Source organism: Nisaea sp. (assembly GCF_034670185.1).
Lineage (GTDB): Bacteria > Pseudomonadota > Alphaproteobacteria > Thalassobaculales > Thalassobaculaceae > Nisaea.
In genome coordinates this window covers 78,815-95,439 of the sequence record NZ_JAXMNY010000005.1, presented here as the reverse complement: position 1 = coordinate 95,439, position 16,625 = coordinate 78,815, and the positions used below count along the sequence as shown (strand labels likewise).

The following is a 16,625-nucleotide window of genomic DNA, read 5'->3' as shown; positions in this document are numbered from 1 at the left end:
ACAAACCGAGGTCTAGACCGGCGCGCTCATGGTCAGGCCGCCATCGACGACGATTTCCGTCGCGGTGACATATTTTGCCTCGTCGCTGGCGAGATAGAGCGCGGCATAGGCGACATCCCAGGCATCCCCCATATGGCCCATCGGGACTTGTGCATGGCGCCGGGCAATCAGAGCCTCTGCGTCACCGTCGCCACGTTGTCCCGTGAGGCGGGCTTCCACCAGGGGCGTATGCATCAACCCCGGCACGACCGTGTTGCAGCGGATGCCTTCCTTGGCATAGCTGACGCCCATGGCGCGGGAGAGTTGCACAACGCCGGCCTTGGTGGCGGCATAGGCATGGATCGGCGCGCCGATATGCCGGTAGCCCGCGACGGAGGCGATATTGACAATGGCGCCGCCGCCGGTTTCCCGCATCCGAGGGATGGCAAAATGGCAGCCGAGATAAACGGTTTTCAGATTGTGATCGACCTGCCGGTCCCAGGTTGCCTCGTCCATTTCCGCGACGCCGCCGGGAGCCGAGCCGCCGACATTGTTATGCAGAACATCGAGGCGTCCGAAACGGGCGGCGCAGTCGCCGAGCAGGCGTTCCACGGTTATTCCGTCGGTGAGATCTCCAGCTTCGGCATGAACTTGCGCGCCTTCTGCCTCAACCAGCCGGGAGGTTTCCGCCAGCGCATCTCCATCGCGGTCGATAAGATAAAGTGTTGCCCCCTCGCGGGCATAGAGTACAGCCGCTGCCTTGCCGTTACCCCATCCGGGGCCGACGGATCCCGCACCCGCAACCACGATGACCTTGCCTTCCACCCGTCCGGGCATGTCGTTTCTCCCTGCATTGTTTTGACTGATCCTAAACGATTTTCCGCTTTCCCGCCGGAAGGCGTTTAGTGGCTTGTGAAAAGAGGAAGACAGTCGAGCGGCTGCGGATGCCGGCCCTACCGAGACCGGTCATGACGCTGTCTGACGGCCTGTCCCCGCCGAGGAGAGCTTTCGATAATCCGCCCTTAATGCAGAGGTGCGCGATTGCTCGGAATAAAGTTTTACGAGAAAAAGTAAATTCTTATTCTATCAAAATGCACGCAATGATGGCAATCTGTTCCGGTCATTCAAACGGGGAGAACGTCGTGGGAGAGAAGACCGGAAACAAGAGGCCGCAAAGCAACGCAGTTCGCCGCCGGGACTTTCTGGCGGGAGCGGCTGCCGGGGCGTTTGGCGGAAGTCTGATCTGGCAGCCGAAAGCCGCTGTTGCCGCAGGCAATGCGAACCCCGCGCCCGAGGGGGCCGAGATCGCCAAGGTGCGGATCTATCCCGCCATCGGGATCTGCCGGGTCGGTGGCAGCGATGAATGGTTCCTTGCGCCGGAAGTTCCCGGCCTGCCGCCGAAACCGGACGGCGGCTTCAAGGACGGTGACCGAAAGATCAAGAAGCAGGTCCAGCGCTTCCGGGTCTATGCCTTCGATGCGCAGGATCGTGTCATCGGCGAGGTGACGGGCAGGGCGGCGAAAATCTCCTGGTCTGCCCATCTGGTGAATGCGAAGGCGGCCTGGTACGGCTTCAACAACCCGCTCGACAATGGCGACCTCGCCCCTGGTTTGCCAGGGCAGAAACGGAACCAGTATTTCACGGATAATACGGAACGTGAGCGGATGCTGGTGATCGATGGCGGGAAGAAGGACATCTCCGGGCCGAACGTGAACCCGGACGGTAACGACCCAACCTATGCTTTCGAGGGTGAGTTCTGGGGGGAAGAGAAAGTCGGGCTTGGCAATGTCCGGACCGATGAGGAAGGCAGGCTGCTGGTTGTGCCGCCGTCCGGTGTCTCGAATTCCCCGACCCAAGCCGCGATCACAAGTTTCGCCGATAATGACGGCTGGCATGACGATTGGTGCGACGGGCCGGTGACGGCAACGGTTCAGCTTGCCAACGGTGTGACTTTCGAAGCCGACCCTGCCTGGGTCGCATGTGTGGGGCCGAACTTCGCGCCCGATATCCCGCCGATCTCCACTATGTATGACGTGGTCAGCAACCTGAATGTCGAAGAAGGCTGGGTGGAGCCGCCGGAGGCACCGATCTCGTTCCTGAAATACATCTATCCGACCTTCCGGCGCGTGGCTCTGATGTCGTGGCTGACCGATGCGGCGAACCTGCGGCAGGGCTGGCTGGATGCCGGCGACTTCTCAGATCCGGCCTTCATCAAGAAGTTGGCAAACCCGAAGGATAACAACAAGGCGTTCCGGTTTGCCGTCTTCGAGAAATTCCGCAATCCCTATAACACCAAACCAGACGCCTTCAAGGAAGAGCGCCTGAAGATCCCCTACATGATGGGGGACGGGGTGAATTATTCCGGCAGTCCGCTGCAGTGGTTCCAGTTTCCGAAACAGCAATACGAGCATCTGCGGATGTGGGCGGAAGGGCAGTTCTTCGATGACTGGAAGGATTCCGAGGTGGACGCAGTCGAGCGGCTGGAGGATTTGCCGGTCGAGCTGCAGCCCCATGCGCTGACGGAAGCCGCGCTTGAGCCCTGTTCTGGCGGTGCGTTCCATCCGGGAGTGGAACTGACCTATTATCTGCGTCTGGCGCCGATGTACCTGCGGAACACCGACGAGAATGCAGAACCGTTCCGGCTGGCTCATGGCGATCGGCCCAGCTTGATCCAGGATCTCGGTTTCCTGCTGACGCCGGAGATTGCCTTCAAAGGTTACCGTGATACGCCGCCGCCGATTGGCCCGCAAATGGCGGGGGATCTGACCCGGTGGATGGGGCTGCCCTGGCAGTGCGATGCTTTCTCCTGTCAGCAGGTGCTGATGCAGGAGAATTATCCGACCGCAGTCTGGTGGCCCGCGCTGTTGCCGATCGATGTGCTGCCAGAGACTTATTACAAGGAACTGATGGATGAGACGCTCTCGACAAGCGAGCGCCGGAAGTTCTTTGACAACAGGGTGGCCTGGTCTCGTGCCGTGGCCGGGATTGGCTACCATGCCAATGGCAGTTACTGGGACGGCATCACCAACATGATCACTCTCTGGGAGCGGATGGGCTTTGTCGTGAAGCTCCCCGGCCCGAGAGACGACAATGCACCCGCCGGGGTGCCGAAAGAGGTCTATGTCGAGGTCGGGCGTGCGGACACGATGGAGTTCCGTTTCGACTGGAAACCGAAGGACGGCATGTTGCCTAAATGACCGCTGCGGCTTTTTCGACTGCTGACATCGCAGTGGTCGGTGGCGGGATCGCCTCGACTGCCGCCGTTCTCCGTCTTCTCCGGACTGGTCACTCTCCTCTCTGGATCGCGCCGGCTCAGAAAGAGGGCAATTTGCCGGGGGAGCATCTGTCCCCGGCAGCCAGGCCCATGCTGGAAGAGATCGGCGCGGCCGGACTGCTCGATGCTGCCTGTCATCGTCCGGAGCAATCCGTGTTTTCCGCCTGGGGCAGTGACCAGTTGGCGGAACGCAGCGGGATTGTTCATCTCGAAGGGCCGAGCACGGTTCTGGAACGGGCTGCGTTCGAGCGGGATTTGCGGGCACTTGCCATTGGCGCTGGCGCGGCACCGGCCGAAGCTCGCCTGACCGGTCTTGACTGGAGTGGTGAGGGCTGGATCCTGGAGGTTGACGACGGGGACAGGCTGGGGCGCTGCGGCGCCCAGTTCATTCTGGACGGCTCGGGCCGGGCCGCTGTGGTGGCCGGGATACAGGCACCCGATCATGCCGCCCGGCTCCGGGCGGACCAGCTTGTCGCGCTGTGCGTCGTTCTTTCGCAGGAAGAAAATGCCGGGGTTGAGCCGACCCGGGCAACCCTGCTTGAGACCGTGCCGGAAGGCTGGTGGTATGCGACCTTGCAGGCAGGCGGTCGGTTGATACTGAATTTTTATACGGACCCTGATTTGCTCCCCCGGGATGTGACACGGGATACATCTGTTTTTCGGGCGATGCTGGAACGCACGACCTATGTAGGGCGATGGCTACGTGACGCCGAATTCAGCCTTGATGCTCCGCCGGATCTGGTGAGCGCGGGCACAACCTGGCTGGCCCCTGCCACAGGGGAGGGCTGGGTTGCTATCGGCGATGCGGCGGCGGCCTTCGATCCGCTGTCGTCCCATGGCATGACAACCGCGCTCTGGACCGGAATCAGGGGAGCCGATGCGGCGATAGCCCGGCTTGGCGGCGACGCAGAGCCGCTCGCCGACTATGCCGAGAAAGTCGGCCGGGGCGTCCAGGAGTTTTTGCAGAGCAGGGCTACGATCTATGCCGAGGAGCGGCGGTTCGATGCATCTCCGTTCTGGGAGCGCCGCAAGGGAGCAGTGACTGATGCAATGGTGGCCGGCTCCTGATCTTCTGCACGGCATGACTTATCTGGCTTTCACCCGATCCCTTGCCTGATGTATCGTCCGGCGTCTGACGCGGGCGACGCATAGTTCCCGCGCGCGCGAACTTATTGGGGACAGGCATGACGGGTCCGGTTCTGGTGACCGGCGCCGATGGGTTCATCGGCTCGCATCTGGTTGAAACGCTGCTGGAACAAGGCCAGGAAGTGCGGGCGCTCGCGCTTTACAATTCCTTCGGCTCGACCGGCTGGCTTGAGACGATTCCGAAAGAGCTGCGTGGCGGCCTTCAGATTGAGCTCGGCGACATTCGCGACAGGAGCTGTGTCGTCGGCATGGCGAAGGGCGCGTCGGCTATCCTGCATCTGGCGGCGCTGATCGCGATTCCTTACTCCTACAGGGCGCCAGAGAGCTACATCGACACCAACGTCACGGGCACGTTGAACGTGCTGGAAGCGGCGCGTCTCTGGGAGACGGAGCGGGTCGTCTGCACCTCGACCAGCGAGATCTATGGCACCGCCCAGTTCGTGCCGATCACAGAGGAACATCCGGTCAACCCGCAGAGCCCGTATGCAGCTTCCAAGGCGGCAGCGGATCATCTCGCGCTATCCTATGAAAAGAGCTTCGGCCTGCCGGTTTCGGTGCTGCGCCCGTTCAATACCTATGGGCCGCGCCAGTCCGCCCGTGCGGTGATCCCGACCATCATCACGCAGCTCGCGCGCGGGGCGGAGGAAATCCGGCTGGGTGCCGTATCGCCGACCCGCGATTTCACCTTCGTCCGGGACACGGCGCAGGGCTTCGTTTCGGCGATGACAGCCGACGCGGCCATCGGCCGTGTGACCAATATCGGCAGCGGTTTCGAGATTTCCATCGGTGAGACGGCAGCGGCCATCGGCCGGGTGATGGGCCGCAATGTGGAGATTGTCTCGGACGAACAGCGCATGCGTCCTGACGCCAGCGAGGTCGAGCGCTTGTTCGCCGGCGTTGCGGTGGCCGAGGGTAGTCTTGGCTGGGCGCCGGCACATGGCGGCCGCGACGGCTTCGACAAGGGGCTTGAGAAAACCATCGAGTGGTTCACCGACCCGGCGAACCTCGCCCGCTATCCGGAAGGATACCAGGTCTGATGACTACCGTTCTGAAGAACAGTGCGTTCGATCCGTCCGCCATTGTCGATGCCGTGCGCTCCGTGCTCCCGGAGAGCCGGCCGTTGCCCCTGCACGAGCCGGAATTCATCGGCCGCGAATGGGAGTACGTAAAGGATTGTCTCGATACCGGCTGGGTATCCTCCGTCGGCTCTTATGTCGATCGGTTCGAGCAACTTGTGGCGGATGCGTCGGGAACCCGTTTCGGCATCGCCTGCGTCAACGGAACTGGCGCGCTGCACATCGCTCTGGTTGCTGCAGGTGTCGAGCGGGATGACGAGGTGCTGGTCCAGGCTTTGACCTTCGTCGCGTCCTGCAATGCTGTCTATCATGCGGGGGCGGTGCCGCATTTCGTCGATAGCGAGGGTGAGACTCTGGGCCTCGATCCGGATGCGCTCGACGCCTACCTCGATGACATCGCTGTGGTCCGTGACGGAGCCGCGTATAACCGCAAGACCGGCCGGCGGATCAGCGCGGTCGTGCCGATGCATGTTTTCGGGCATCCGATGCGGATGGACCGGCTGGTCGAGGTCGCGGCCCGCTGGCATCTGGTTCTGGTCGAGGATGCGGCGGAAAGCCTCGGTTCCACCCGGGACGGCCGGCTGATGGGAAGTTGGGGGAAGCTTGCCGCAGTCAGCTTCAACGGCAACAAGACGATCACGACCGGCGGCGGCGGCGCGGTGGTGACCAATGATGAGGCGTTGGCCAAGCGGTTGAAGCACCTGACGACGACGGCGAAACTCCCGCACCGCTGGGCCTTCGATCATGACGAAATTGGCTATAATTACCGGCTGCCGAACCTGAACGCGGCCCTTGGCTGCGCTCAGTTCGAGATGCTGCCGCAATTTCTTTCGGAGAAGCGGGCACTAGCGGAGCGGTATCGCGCGGCGCTGGCCACTGTTCCGGACGTGCAGTTCTTCAGTCAGCCTGCAGGCTGCGAGAGCAATTACTGGCTCAATGTGGTCATGGTGCCTGACCGGGCCGCGCGTGAAGCTCTGCTGGAAGCATTGAATGCGGACGGCATACAGGCCCGGCCCTGCTGGACGCCCATGCACGAGCTTTCCTTCAATAGCGAATGCCCGCGAGCTTCTCTTCCGGTGACGGAAGATCTGGTGGACCGGATCGTTAATCTGCCGAGCAGCCCGAAGCTCGGACGCCAGGGCTGACGGCATGCAGCGCCAGATCGTCGCCGGCGTGACCGGCAGTCGCGCTGATTTCGGCATCCAGAAACCGGTTCTGGAAGCTATTCTAGCGGAGCCGGATTTTGCGCTCGATCTCTATGTCACCGGCATGCACCTGTCGCCCCGGTTCGGAAACACGGTTGAAGAGGTTGAATCTGCGGGCTTCGAGATCGCCGGCCGGATCGATTGCGAGGCGACTGGCGGCTCTCATGAAGAGATCGCGCTGTCGACCAGTGCCGGGATGGCCGGTTTCACCAAAGCATGGAGTCTGAAGCGACCGGATCTCGTACTGTTGCTGGGGGACCGTTTCGAAACCTTTGCCGCTGCGTCGGCTGCCTATCTGCTGAATATTCCCATTGCGCATATTGCCGGTGGCGATGTCACGTCAGGCTCGCTTGATGACGGGCTGAGGCACGCGATCTCGAAATTCTCGAACCTGCACTTCACCACCAATGATGAGGCCAGCGCGCGTCTGGTCCGGATGGGGGAGGACCCGGCGACAGTGCATACGACCGGCACACCGGCGCTCGATTCGATCCGCTCTCTCGAGTTGCTGTCGAAAGACGAGGTGGAGCGGCGAGTTGGAGCGCCGCTCGGCAAACACTTGCTCGTCGTGACCTTCCATCCGGCGACCGCAGATAAAGGCTCACCCGTAGAGCAGTTTGGCGAGCTTCTGACCGCGCTCGAGGCGCTTCCGGCGGATCACGTGTCGCTTGTCACCTATGCCAATGCCGATAGTGGTGGCGCGGCCCTCAACGAGGCTCTGGAGGCTGCTACCGCGCGCTCATCCCGGATCATTGCCCGCGAGTCGCTCGGTCAATTGCTGTATCTCTCGGCGTTGCGCCATGCTTCGATGGTCGTGGGGAATTCTTCCAGCGGCCTCTATGAGGCACCGTCTTTCGGCATACCGACGGTCAATATCGGTACCCGTCAGGATGGCCGGATACGGGCTTCATCAGTGATTGACTGTCCGCCGGAACGGGATGCTATCGCCACTGCGATTGCTAAGGCTTCCGCGATGGATTGTTCCGATATGGACAATCCATACGGCGACGGTCGGGCGACTAAACGGATCATCGAACGCCTCCGGGCAGCAGCGCCTTTCGCCGGTATAGGCATGAAGCGCTACCACGATCCGTTATAAGCAGCAGGCGGCGCCGTAAACTGATGGTTCAGATAGTTTATTTGACGGTGAGGAATCTTGATCAGCCGATAGGTGGCGTGATCGTGCAGGCGGCTCATGTCGCGAGCCTGAGGCGGGCTGGCTTCGACGCAAAATTGGCCAGCACGCATGAAGGCGGGCTTCCGTCCTGGGTCGATCAAGAGGCTGTTTTCGAGAACAGCAAACAGCTGGCCATTCGTCCTGACGACATCCTTGTCATGCATGATTCGTTACCCAGGCACGTTTTTGACCGTTTCTTGTCTATGCCTGTGAGGCGCGTTTTCTTCTGTCAGAATCATTATTTTCTCGGAGGAACATTGCAGCCTCACGAACGGTTATCGGATTTCCCGATTGATACTTTTCTCTGTGTATCAGAGCCGATCGCCGCGTACCTGCGCGATGTCCACAATATTGCGAATCCGGTTGTCATCCGTCCCGCAATTCGGCCACTCATAGGCCCGGCGGGCGAGAAAAAAGTCCAGATTTGCTATATGCCGCGCAAGCGTATGATCGAATTCGGTTCGGTTATGTATGGTTTGCGGTATCTGTACCCGGATATCGCGGTAACGCCCTTTGCCAGTATTCATAACAGGCACCCAAGAGACGTCGCCGCGATTATGGCGGAAAGTGCCGTGTTCCTTTCGCTTAGCCGGAATGAAGGGCTTGGGCTCCCACCTCTCGAGGCGATGGCCGCAGGTTGTGTCGTGGTCGGATATCATGGTGGTGGTGGTCTGGACTATGCGACGCCAGCTAATGGTCGTTGGTACGATGAGGCGACGCCGGACAATCTGGTTCACCTGCTAGGTGAGACGATTATGTCATTGCGTGCTGACCCCGATGCACTTGCCGGATTGGTGGAGGCTGGGCGTCATACTGTTGCCGGATACACGGACCAGGCAATGGATGATGCGCTTCTCGGTTTCTGGAGATCTTTCCTGTGATTGGCTTTGTTCTGGCGGAGGGAGAACCCGCGCGTGCAGAGAAGCGGCGTTTCTATCAGGGACAGATCGATCGGTTACGTGCAGTAGGTCTGGAAGCAGGTCTTTACGAGTTCTCAGATGATGCACACCATCTGCCTGATCACGGTGCAATTGCGGTGTTTGATGTCGCGTGCCGGAAGTTCCTGCGTCGCTATCTTGATGAGCGACGGATCCCCCATGCGCCTATCGTCTGGAATCCCTATATATTTTTCAAAATCGACCATCATTGGATTAGCACCTCCGACCTTGTGCTTGCTACGCTTGCTCCGGGCGAGGAATCGGGTCGGATGTTACAAAAATTCGCCCTTGGGAAGTCGGTCGAAACACTTCGAATATCAGCGGAATATCTGGACTTTAATCCCAGTGCTCGAAACATCGTGGACCACTTGCAGGTGTCACGGATCGGCTGTTTTGGGAGTAGTCAGTTCGCGATTGATTTCATCAAAGGTATCTTGACACGAGGCTGGCCCGAGCTTGCTGAATGTGAGTGGGTTGATCTGGATGCTGAAGCCCTCGAGGAGTGGCGAGATAATCTTGCGGGCTGTGATGTTCTTATCTCTCTCAGAGGGCTCTGCGGTAGTGCTCTCCCCCTTCTTGACGCTATGGCATCAGGCATTGTGGTTGCTGGAACGCATGGCGGAGGTTTGCGCGATGTTGCATGTCCGGAAAACGGTATCTGGATCAACAGTGCGACACTTGAGACTGTTGCAGAAGAGCTGTCAGATGGCCTTCTGCGTCTGGCAGCCGATCCGGTGTGGCATCGGCAACTCATCGACCGAGCGTTTGAAACAGCTATAGAAAACAGCGTGGATGCTACTTTTGGTGACAATCTGGAGGTTTGGAAGCGGCTGACCGAAAGAGCCCTTTCAGCTTGATAGGACTTCCATAGCTTTCCGGGCTGCATCCATCCATGTGAAATTACCCAGGATGTGGCGGGACCCGGCGCGCCCGCGCTTGGCCGCATCTTCCCTGTTCTCGTAAACCTCGCGCATCAATTTTCGCAGATGCTGGGCATCAGGTTCGGCCCAAAACCCGCCAACATTGGCGGCCGATTGATAATAATTGTCCTCAATCGGGGCCAGTTTATAGGAAAGGCGATAGGCCGAGTCGTCCATGAAGCCGGTGGGGCCGCTATAGTTCGTTGCGATCACGGGTAATGCGCAGGCCATGGCCTCACAGATTGGAAGCCCCCAGCCTTCGGCCCGGAACGGGGAAACGAACGCATCGCAGGCGCGATACAGCTCGGCGAACCGGGCATGGCTTCGTACGGGAGGGATAATGACAATCCGATCCGGGCGCTGAAGCCGCATTTCCCTTAGGATACGTCCTATATCGAAATCCGGATCGTGATGATTGTCGCAAGAGAGGACAAGGCGTACCGCATCGCCGGGGCCGAATTCCGCATCGAAGCTCTTGATGAGAAGCTCTGTCCCTTTGCGGGTTTCGAAGCGTCCGACATTCAAAAACTTGAACCCTTCATATGCCATCAGTGCGTTGGTAGGTTCTATTTCAGGGTTGAACACATCAGGGTCGACGCCTTCCGGCATGATGTGTATCTGATCGGCTGATATCCCGTTGTCGATAAGTACGGAGCGGCCCCAGGCCGTCGGAATCCATATCTCGTCGGCGCGCTTTAGCTGATCCAGCCAGCCGGCCGGGAATTCGGTCGATTCCCAGACAGTATAAGCAATCCGTTTACCGGGGGCGCCGTCGAGAATGTCCATCATATCGCCGTACAGCAGGGCGATGGTCGCGCGGGGAGCAAGTTCCGTAGACGCTGTCAGGATGGCACGATCTTGTTGCCATGGCCCGTCCAGGCCAATCAGTGGCGAGGCCGCGACAGGTATCAATCTTGAAAGATTATCGAAGAAATTCCGGGTGTGAACGTTGTATCCGAAACGCCCATCGAACCAGCCGATCGCATGCACCGGGCGGCTGCCCATAGATTCCGGTTCGGATTCAGGAAGGGTCATCAGTTTCAATGGCTGTGAGCAATTGGCTCACCTGTAGGCCCCAGGAAAGCGCATGCACCCTTTGTACTTTATGCAAGCTGATCTCGATACCGGTCTTAGGGTTCTGATAAGCCAATTTCACTTGCTCGGTAATATCCTCGATTGAGGCCTCAAATTCCGAACCACCTGCCGCGTTGGAAATTACCCTCAGCGTGAGGAGGCATGCGGGGAAATTCCAATGTGTTGTGGTTGTATTCTGGCCCGAGGTCCTACGCCGGAATTTATTCCGTTAGTCGCTATCTCGTTCCAGTTCGAATTCGTAGATTTTTCCGCGGAAATAGCTGACGGCCGTCATGCGGATCTTATTTTTATCGTCCTCGTCGAAGTAGATGGTCATGACGCGGTTTTCATTCTTGAATTTGACCAGCGTCCGTCCTTTGTTCGAAAGATATTCAGCCATGCGAACTGTGTCGTTCAGATGAATGGCATCTGGCTCGAACACTACGACGAATGTGTCATCGGCAATTTTGCCGTCAATCCGGAGTTCTTTGCGCGCTTCATCCGAAATCGTGCCGACCCACCGGCCATCGATGGCTTCTTCCTCTGACTTACAGGCTGCTAGACTCAATACGAGAGCAATGGATGCAAGAATCTGTTTCATTGGGACCTGATCTGGTAGTGGCGTCGCGTCGAGGCTAAACAGACGCCCGCGAGACCTAATAGAGTTCATTAGTCGATGCGGTGTTTCCGTTCAAGAGGCCGGCATGCTGCGGTCGCGCTTAGCCAGGAGCACGTGCTATCGCTCTTTGTTGTACAAATAGGCGATTTCATCGCGCAGGGCTTCGGATGCGCGCTGTTTGAGGCGCTCCAAGATGTTTTCCACCCTGCGGCTTTGTTGCGCGAGGTTTAACGTATCGGCTTGGTTTATCTGGTTCAGAAGCGTGAGGATCTGGTCATCGAGAACGGGATAAACTCGTGTCCTGCTGCTTTCCCGCATATCGCTTTCGGATTTCACATTGACCAGAAACAGCTCGAAGTCCCGATTGCGGGCTACAAGGTGCGACAAGGCACGCATCCAGTCGATGGAGTTCTGGCAAAAGGGAGACGGATAGATCAGGGCGGCAACTTTCGTCGGCCCCGGGTACTCACGAACGGCATTCGGGTTCAGTCCGGCAAAACGCGCTGCTGGCTCTAGGAAAATCAGATCGGATTCGAGAACCCATTTAGTCGGCATCACACGCCCATCCTGTCATAAGATGCAGCGAATTGGGTCGTGCTGTCCGAATTGCCACTTCTTGTGCTAAGCAGCGAGTTATCGTGAAGATGGGTTCGGAATTCAACAGGGGGATTGGTTTCAATGATTGGGAACAGCGAACGCGGGATCGCGGTCGTTACCGGTGGAGCCGGTTTCATTGGGAGCCACATGGTCGACCTCCTGTTGTCCGAGGGGTTCCGTGTAAATGTGGTCGACAATTTTGCGGGCGGCCATCGCTCGAATCTAAAGCACCATGCAGACAATACGGATCTCAAGATTTTTGAGGCGGACATCCGGGATATCGAGTCCATGCGGTCTGCCTTCGAAGGGGCACGGCTCGTCTACCACTTCGCCGGAATCGGCGATATCGTACCATCAATCGAGCGGCCGATCGATTATATGGCGACGAATGTACAAGGCACTGTCCATGTTCTCGAATGCGCGCGGGAGGCGAATGTCGAGAAGCTCGTCTATGCCGCTTCGTCGTCCTGTTACGGGTTGGCTGACACGCCGACCACTGAGCAGCATCCCGCACAGCCCCAATATCCCTATGCTCTTAGCAAATATCAGGGCGAGCAGGCGGTTTTGCACTGGCATCAGGTCTATGGGCTGCCAGCCAACTCGGTACGTATTTTTAATGCTTACGGTACTCGGGTCCGGACGACCGGAGCCTATGGCGCCGTCTTCGGTGTTTTCCTGCGTCAAAAGCTCGCTGGGAAACCTTTCACGGTCGTCGGTGACGGCACACAGCGACGAGATTTCATTTATGCCTCTGACCTGGCGCGCGCATTTCATGCCGCCGCGCTGACGGAGAATTCCGGCGAAATCTACAATGCGGGCGGTGGCAGTCCGCAATCTATCAACCGGCTTGTCGAATTGATTGGTGGCGAGGTGGTCTATGTTCCGAAACGGCCGGGCGAGCCCGACGTAACGTGGGCGGATATCTCCAAGCTGCAGGGCGAGCTGGGCTGGGCGCCGGAAGTTTCCTTTGAGGATGGTGTGGCCCGGATGCTGGCGGATATCGAACGCTGGAAGGATGCCCCGCTCTGGGATCCGGATTCAATCGCGGACGCGACAAAGACCTGGTTCGCCTATTTGGGTGATGATAGCGAAAAAGTCTGACGGGCAACATTAATGGCGCTGCCGTATTTCGGGTGGAGCGCTTTGCAAGAAGTAAGCGGAGTAAGGTGAGGATGGAAGCGAACAGGGCAAATCGCGCCCGGATAGGCGTTCTGGGGTGCGGCCGGGTTTCGGCGCGATACCGGGAGGTGTTCCGCGACGAGCTGACGGATATTGCGGATGTCGTGGCGGTGACGGACCTCGACCGCTCCAAGTCGGAATCTTTCGCCGGTGATATTGGCGGCAGTCCGGTGGTTGCCGACATGGATGCGCTGCTCTCCGAGAAACCGGACCTGCTTTGCATTCTGACCGAGTCGGGGAATCACTACGAGCATGCGAAGAAGGCGCTTGAGGCCGGCATCAATGTGATTGTCGAAAAGCCGGTCGCTCTGCGTCTGGAGCATGCCGAGGAGTTGTCGCGGATTGCCCGTGAGCGTGGCTTGATCTGTGCCGAAATCAAACAGAACCGATATAATCCGGCAATGCGGTTCCTGCGAAGCGCGATGGATGAGGGCAGGTTTGGTAAGCTGGTTTCAGTCGGCATCCGGGTGCACTGGAGCCGGGACCAGTCCTATTATGACGATCCTTGGCATGGCCGCTGGCGGATGGATGGCGGGGTGCTTTCCCAGCAGGCGATCCATCATATTGATGCCATGCGTTGGCTCGGCGGCCCGATCGAAGCAGTTTGCGCCCAGGGCCGGGCGGTGATTAATAAACTGGAGGCCGAGGATACGGCGACAGCAATCGTGCGATTCGAGAATGGTGCTATGGGTACCATCGAAGCCACGACAGCCGCCCGCCCGCGGGATTTCGAGGCCTCCCTCCATATCGTCGGCGACAAAGCCCTGGCCAAGGTCGGCGGCCGGGCCATCAATCTGGTTGAGACCTGGGAATCGATCGAGCCGCAAGCTGGCGATGAAGACGTACAGGCCGCCTTCTCGCAGGAGGTGCCGACCAGCTATGGCCTCGGGCACGGTCCCTATATTCGCGAAGTTATCGATTATTGGCGGGCAGGGAAGACGGACGTTCCCGTTTCCGTTGATGAAGGCAGCAAGGCTCTGGCCTTCCTTCATGCCCTATACCGGAGCATGGAAGTAGGCGGATGGGTCCAGCTTAAGGACGCTCCGAAATCAGAGCGCCTGGGGCTCTAACCCTTGCGCGGGTCATTCGGACGTGGCGAGTGACAATGATATGCCTGACGCTAATACGTTAGTTAGTCTAGAGGAAACCCTGCGCGCTCAAGTTGCGCAGGGGGATCTTGCTGACGATGAAAAACGTGAGTCTTTCCAGGCACTGGCGCTATTGAGCCCATCTGAAGGCATGCGTTGGGCGGCTCTTGCCGGGAGTTGGCCGGAGCGAAGCGCGCAGCTTCTGCATCGGGCTATCATCCTGATCCCCGACGATTTTCGCCTGTATATCAACCTGTCCAACCGGCATGTGCAGGCCGAAGCAGGGGGCAAAGCTTTTGTCAGCCTAAGGCGCGCGGCATTGTTGCAGCCTGATTTGGCGAGGGTTTCCATGAACCTGTCCGCCCTGGTGGCAAGCAGGGCGAAGCGTTGGAAGTTTCAGTCCCGTGCTTGGGTTCAGGGAGTCCTCGAAGGGACGGGACTCGGTCAAGTTGAGAGGCAGATCGCAGGTGGCCAGATTCTGGAGCCGCTCGAGGTTGTCGAGAAACTACTCCGATCCTCAGTGCTGCTATCCGATGCATGGCGGCTGCGGGGTGTCCTTCAGCAACGCCTGTATAAGAGTGCTGAAAGTCGCCGGTCCTATTGCCGGGCTCTAATCTGCGATCCCGCCAACCTCAATGCCTACATCGCAGCTTCAAGCTACTTTATCGAACGGCGTTCATTCACGCGTGCGACCAGGCTGCTCAATTTTGCTGACATTCTGGTACCTGGAGCGTTCGCGGTTCTTGCCAACCGGGCGGCGATTCTCGAGCGCATGGGACGACTAGAAGAGGCGCTCACGATTGCCAGGCGATTGGCCATTCTTTATCCGCATAATGGAGAACGCTATTTCATCTACGGCACAATTCTTCAGGACATGGCCAATGTCGCCGATGCGTTAACGAACCTGCGGCGCGCTGGTGTCGCTGCTCCGAAGGATCTGCGATTTCAAAACAACCTAGCGATAGCGCTCCTGAAGTCAGGTCGCTATTCGGAAGGCTTCGCAGCATATGAGGGACGGTGGTTCGCGCCGGCGGAGATGCCGACCAGCGAACGTTCACTCTGGCCAAATGCTTCTTTTGACCTGCCATTGTGGGAGCCGGGACGCTCTACAGGCGGAAAAATACTGCTCTGGGGTGAGCAGGGTGTCGGGGACGAAATCTGGGGGTTGTCTTATTTAACGGCACTTGCTGGTCGTCCGGAGCATTTCACGGTCGAGATTGATGCCCGGCTGGTGCCTCTTGTTAAGCGTTGCTTCCCGGCGATTACGCCCTTGCCAAGGCATGTCGATATGCAGGTCGACATTTCGAGCTACCAGGCCCAATTGCCTCTTCTCAGCCTCCCGCACCGGCTGGGCCTGGCGGAAGAGCAAACACCGGCAGGCTGGATGCGACCAGGCCCAACTCGGGTGGCGGCAGCCAAGCATCGACTGACCGGGGGACGGTCTGTAAGGCTCATTGGCCTTGCCTGGCGCAGCATAAAACCGTTGCAACATCTCTCGTTCTCCATCGATTTCGAGAAATTCTCTGCACTTAAAGCCATAGAGAACGCAGTCTTCCTGCCGTTGCAATATGGCATGGAGAGGCATGAATGGGATGCGCTCATCAGTATATTCGGAGCAGACCGGGTTGTGCGTCCTGATTTTGATGTGCGTGACGACCTCGTACGGCTCGCCGATGCCATCGCTGCTACCGATGTTGTTGTAACCCTTGCAACAGCTTTGGTTCCGATGGCTGTTGCTACAGACACGCGCTCTGTGGCGATGTTGATGCCGGTTCAGCGTGACTGGCGTTATCGAGTCGGTGCTGGAGAGTCCCGGTTGTTGCCTTGTTCGACATTGCTCTGGCCGCCGGAAAGCGAAGATTCAGAATCACTGCTAAGGGCGGTGGTCAAATCTCTTCCATAAATTTTTACAGCCAAATCCAGCCGCCGATTTCGAATCTGTTGCCAAGAAGACACGGTAAGAGGTTGGAATTTTCCGGGATCGGCGTGTCATTGCCCTAATTACGGAAGGTGAGGAAATCGTGCTGCTATATGCCGTGCGCTCAAAAGGATAAAGTATTTGCATTTAACATATTGATTTAAAGTGTTTAACCGGGATGCGGATGGGAATGCCAACCTTGGGGGGGTAATGCAAGGGGGCGGCAGAGGTTGCAGTGTTCTTGTACGCTAAAACCGTCTGGTAACCGCTTGCGTTCATTAGGCAAGCGGTGTAATAAACCACCCGAGCCGTTTCGTCGCGGCTAGCAATAGGACTGGCGTTCGCTTGGTGTGCAGGATTTTTTGGTTGACGAAATCCAGATACGGCACCAAAGCTAACCCAGAACGATTTTGGTGTAGCTTTGATGCTAACTAG

14 protein-coding genes are annotated in these 16,625 nt (G+C 58.5%); 10 read left to right on the top strand and 4 right to left on the bottom strand.

What is annotated here, in order from left to right:
- Positions 1–12: 12 nt before the first annotated feature.
- Positions 13–816: an SDR family NAD(P)-dependent oxidoreductase gene (locus VOI22_RS19455; RefSeq protein WP_323798103.1), complete on the bottom strand. Its 804-nt coding sequence runs from the start codon at positions 814–816 to the stop codon at positions 13–15.
- 305 nt (positions 817–1,121) lie between these two features.
- Here VOI22_RS19455 and goxA point away from each other — a divergent pair, with 305 nt between their 5' ends.
- The 7 genes from goxA to VOI22_RS19420 all read left to right on the top strand — a co-directional run bounded on the left by goxA (position 1,122) and on the right by VOI22_RS19420 (position 9,652).
- Positions 1,122–3,176 carry a CTQ-dependent glycine oxidase GoxA gene (gene goxA / locus VOI22_RS19450; protein ID WP_323798102.1) on the top strand — a complete coding sequence of 685 codons (2,055 nt, stop codon included), beginning with the start codon at positions 1,122–1,124 and terminating at the stop codon, positions 3,174–3,176.
- Complete coding sequence (gene goxB, locus VOI22_RS19445) at positions 3,173–4,321, top strand: glycine oxidase maturase GoxB (protein ID WP_323798101.1); 1,149 nt, start codon at positions 3,173–3,175, stop codon at positions 4,319–4,321. Before goxA ends, goxB begins: the two co-directional genes overlap by 4 nt.
- A gap of 116 nt (positions 4,322–4,437) precedes the next feature.
- Complete coding sequence (locus tag VOI22_RS19440) at positions 4,438–5,436, top strand: GDP-mannose 4,6-dehydratase (RefSeq protein ID WP_323798100.1); 999 nt, start codon at positions 4,438–4,440, stop codon at positions 5,434–5,436.
- A complete protein-coding gene (locus VOI22_RS19435) occupies positions 5,436–6,620 on the top strand; it encodes a LegC family aminotransferase (RefSeq protein WP_323798099.1) in 1,185 nt (394 codons plus the stop codon). The genes VOI22_RS19440 and VOI22_RS19435 overlap by 1 nt, the downstream gene beginning before the upstream one ends.
- Before the next feature lie 4 nt (positions 6,621–6,624).
- Positions 6,625–7,779 (top strand): UDP-N-acetylglucosamine 2-epimerase, encoded by a 1,155-nt coding sequence (gene neuC, locus VOI22_RS19430; protein WP_323798098.1) that lies wholly within the window; start codon positions 6,625–6,627, stop codon positions 7,777–7,779.
- A 23-nt stretch (positions 7,780–7,802) separates the two neighbouring features.
- A complete protein-coding gene (locus VOI22_RS19425) occupies positions 7,803–8,738 on the top strand; it encodes a glycosyltransferase (RefSeq protein WP_323798097.1) in 936 nt (311 codons plus the stop codon).
- Positions 8,735–9,652 (top strand): hypothetical protein, encoded by a 918-nt coding sequence (locus VOI22_RS19420; protein ID WP_323798096.1) that lies wholly within the window; start codon positions 8,735–8,737, stop codon positions 9,650–9,652. Before VOI22_RS19425 ends, VOI22_RS19420 begins: the two co-directional genes overlap by 4 nt.
- Here the strand turns inward: VOI22_RS19420 and VOI22_RS19415 are convergent.
- From VOI22_RS19415 to VOI22_RS19405, 3 genes are all read right to left on the bottom strand, one after another.
- A complete protein-coding gene (locus VOI22_RS19415) occupies positions 9,644–10,750 on the bottom strand; it encodes a glycosyltransferase family 4 protein (RefSeq protein WP_323798095.1) in 1,107 nt (368 codons plus the stop codon). The two genes, VOI22_RS19420 and VOI22_RS19415, sit on opposite strands and share 9 nt — an antisense overlap.
- 268 nt (positions 10,751–11,018) lie before the next feature.
- A complete protein-coding gene (locus VOI22_RS19410; RefSeq protein WP_323798094.1) occupies positions 11,019–11,390 on the bottom strand; it encodes a hypothetical protein in 372 nt (123 codons plus the stop codon).
- A gap of 135 nt (positions 11,391–11,525) precedes the next feature.
- On the bottom strand, positions 11,526–11,963 hold the full coding sequence (locus VOI22_RS19405) for a hypothetical protein (protein WP_323798093.1): 438 nt from the start codon (positions 11,961–11,963) through the stop codon (positions 11,526–11,528).
- A gap of 123 nt (positions 11,964–12,086) precedes the next feature.
- Between VOI22_RS19405 and VOI22_RS19400 the strand changes: the two genes are divergently transcribed.
- From VOI22_RS19400 to VOI22_RS19390, 3 genes are all read left to right on the top strand, one after another.
- Complete coding sequence (locus VOI22_RS19400) at positions 12,087–13,106, top strand: SDR family NAD(P)-dependent oxidoreductase (protein WP_323798092.1); 1,020 nt, start codon at positions 12,087–12,089, stop codon at positions 13,104–13,106.
- Between the two features lie 71 nt (positions 13,107–13,177).
- Entirely contained in the window at positions 13,178–14,254 is a 1,077-nt protein-coding gene (locus VOI22_RS19395) for a Gfo/Idh/MocA family oxidoreductase (protein WP_323798091.1), read from the top strand.
- A gap of 40 nt (positions 14,255–14,294) precedes the next feature.
- Positions 14,295–16,175 (top strand): tetratricopeptide repeat protein, encoded by a 1,881-nt coding sequence (locus VOI22_RS19390; RefSeq protein ID WP_323798090.1) that lies wholly within the window; start codon positions 14,295–14,297, stop codon positions 16,173–16,175.
- The last annotated feature ends 450 nt before the right edge of the window (positions 16,176–16,625 follow it).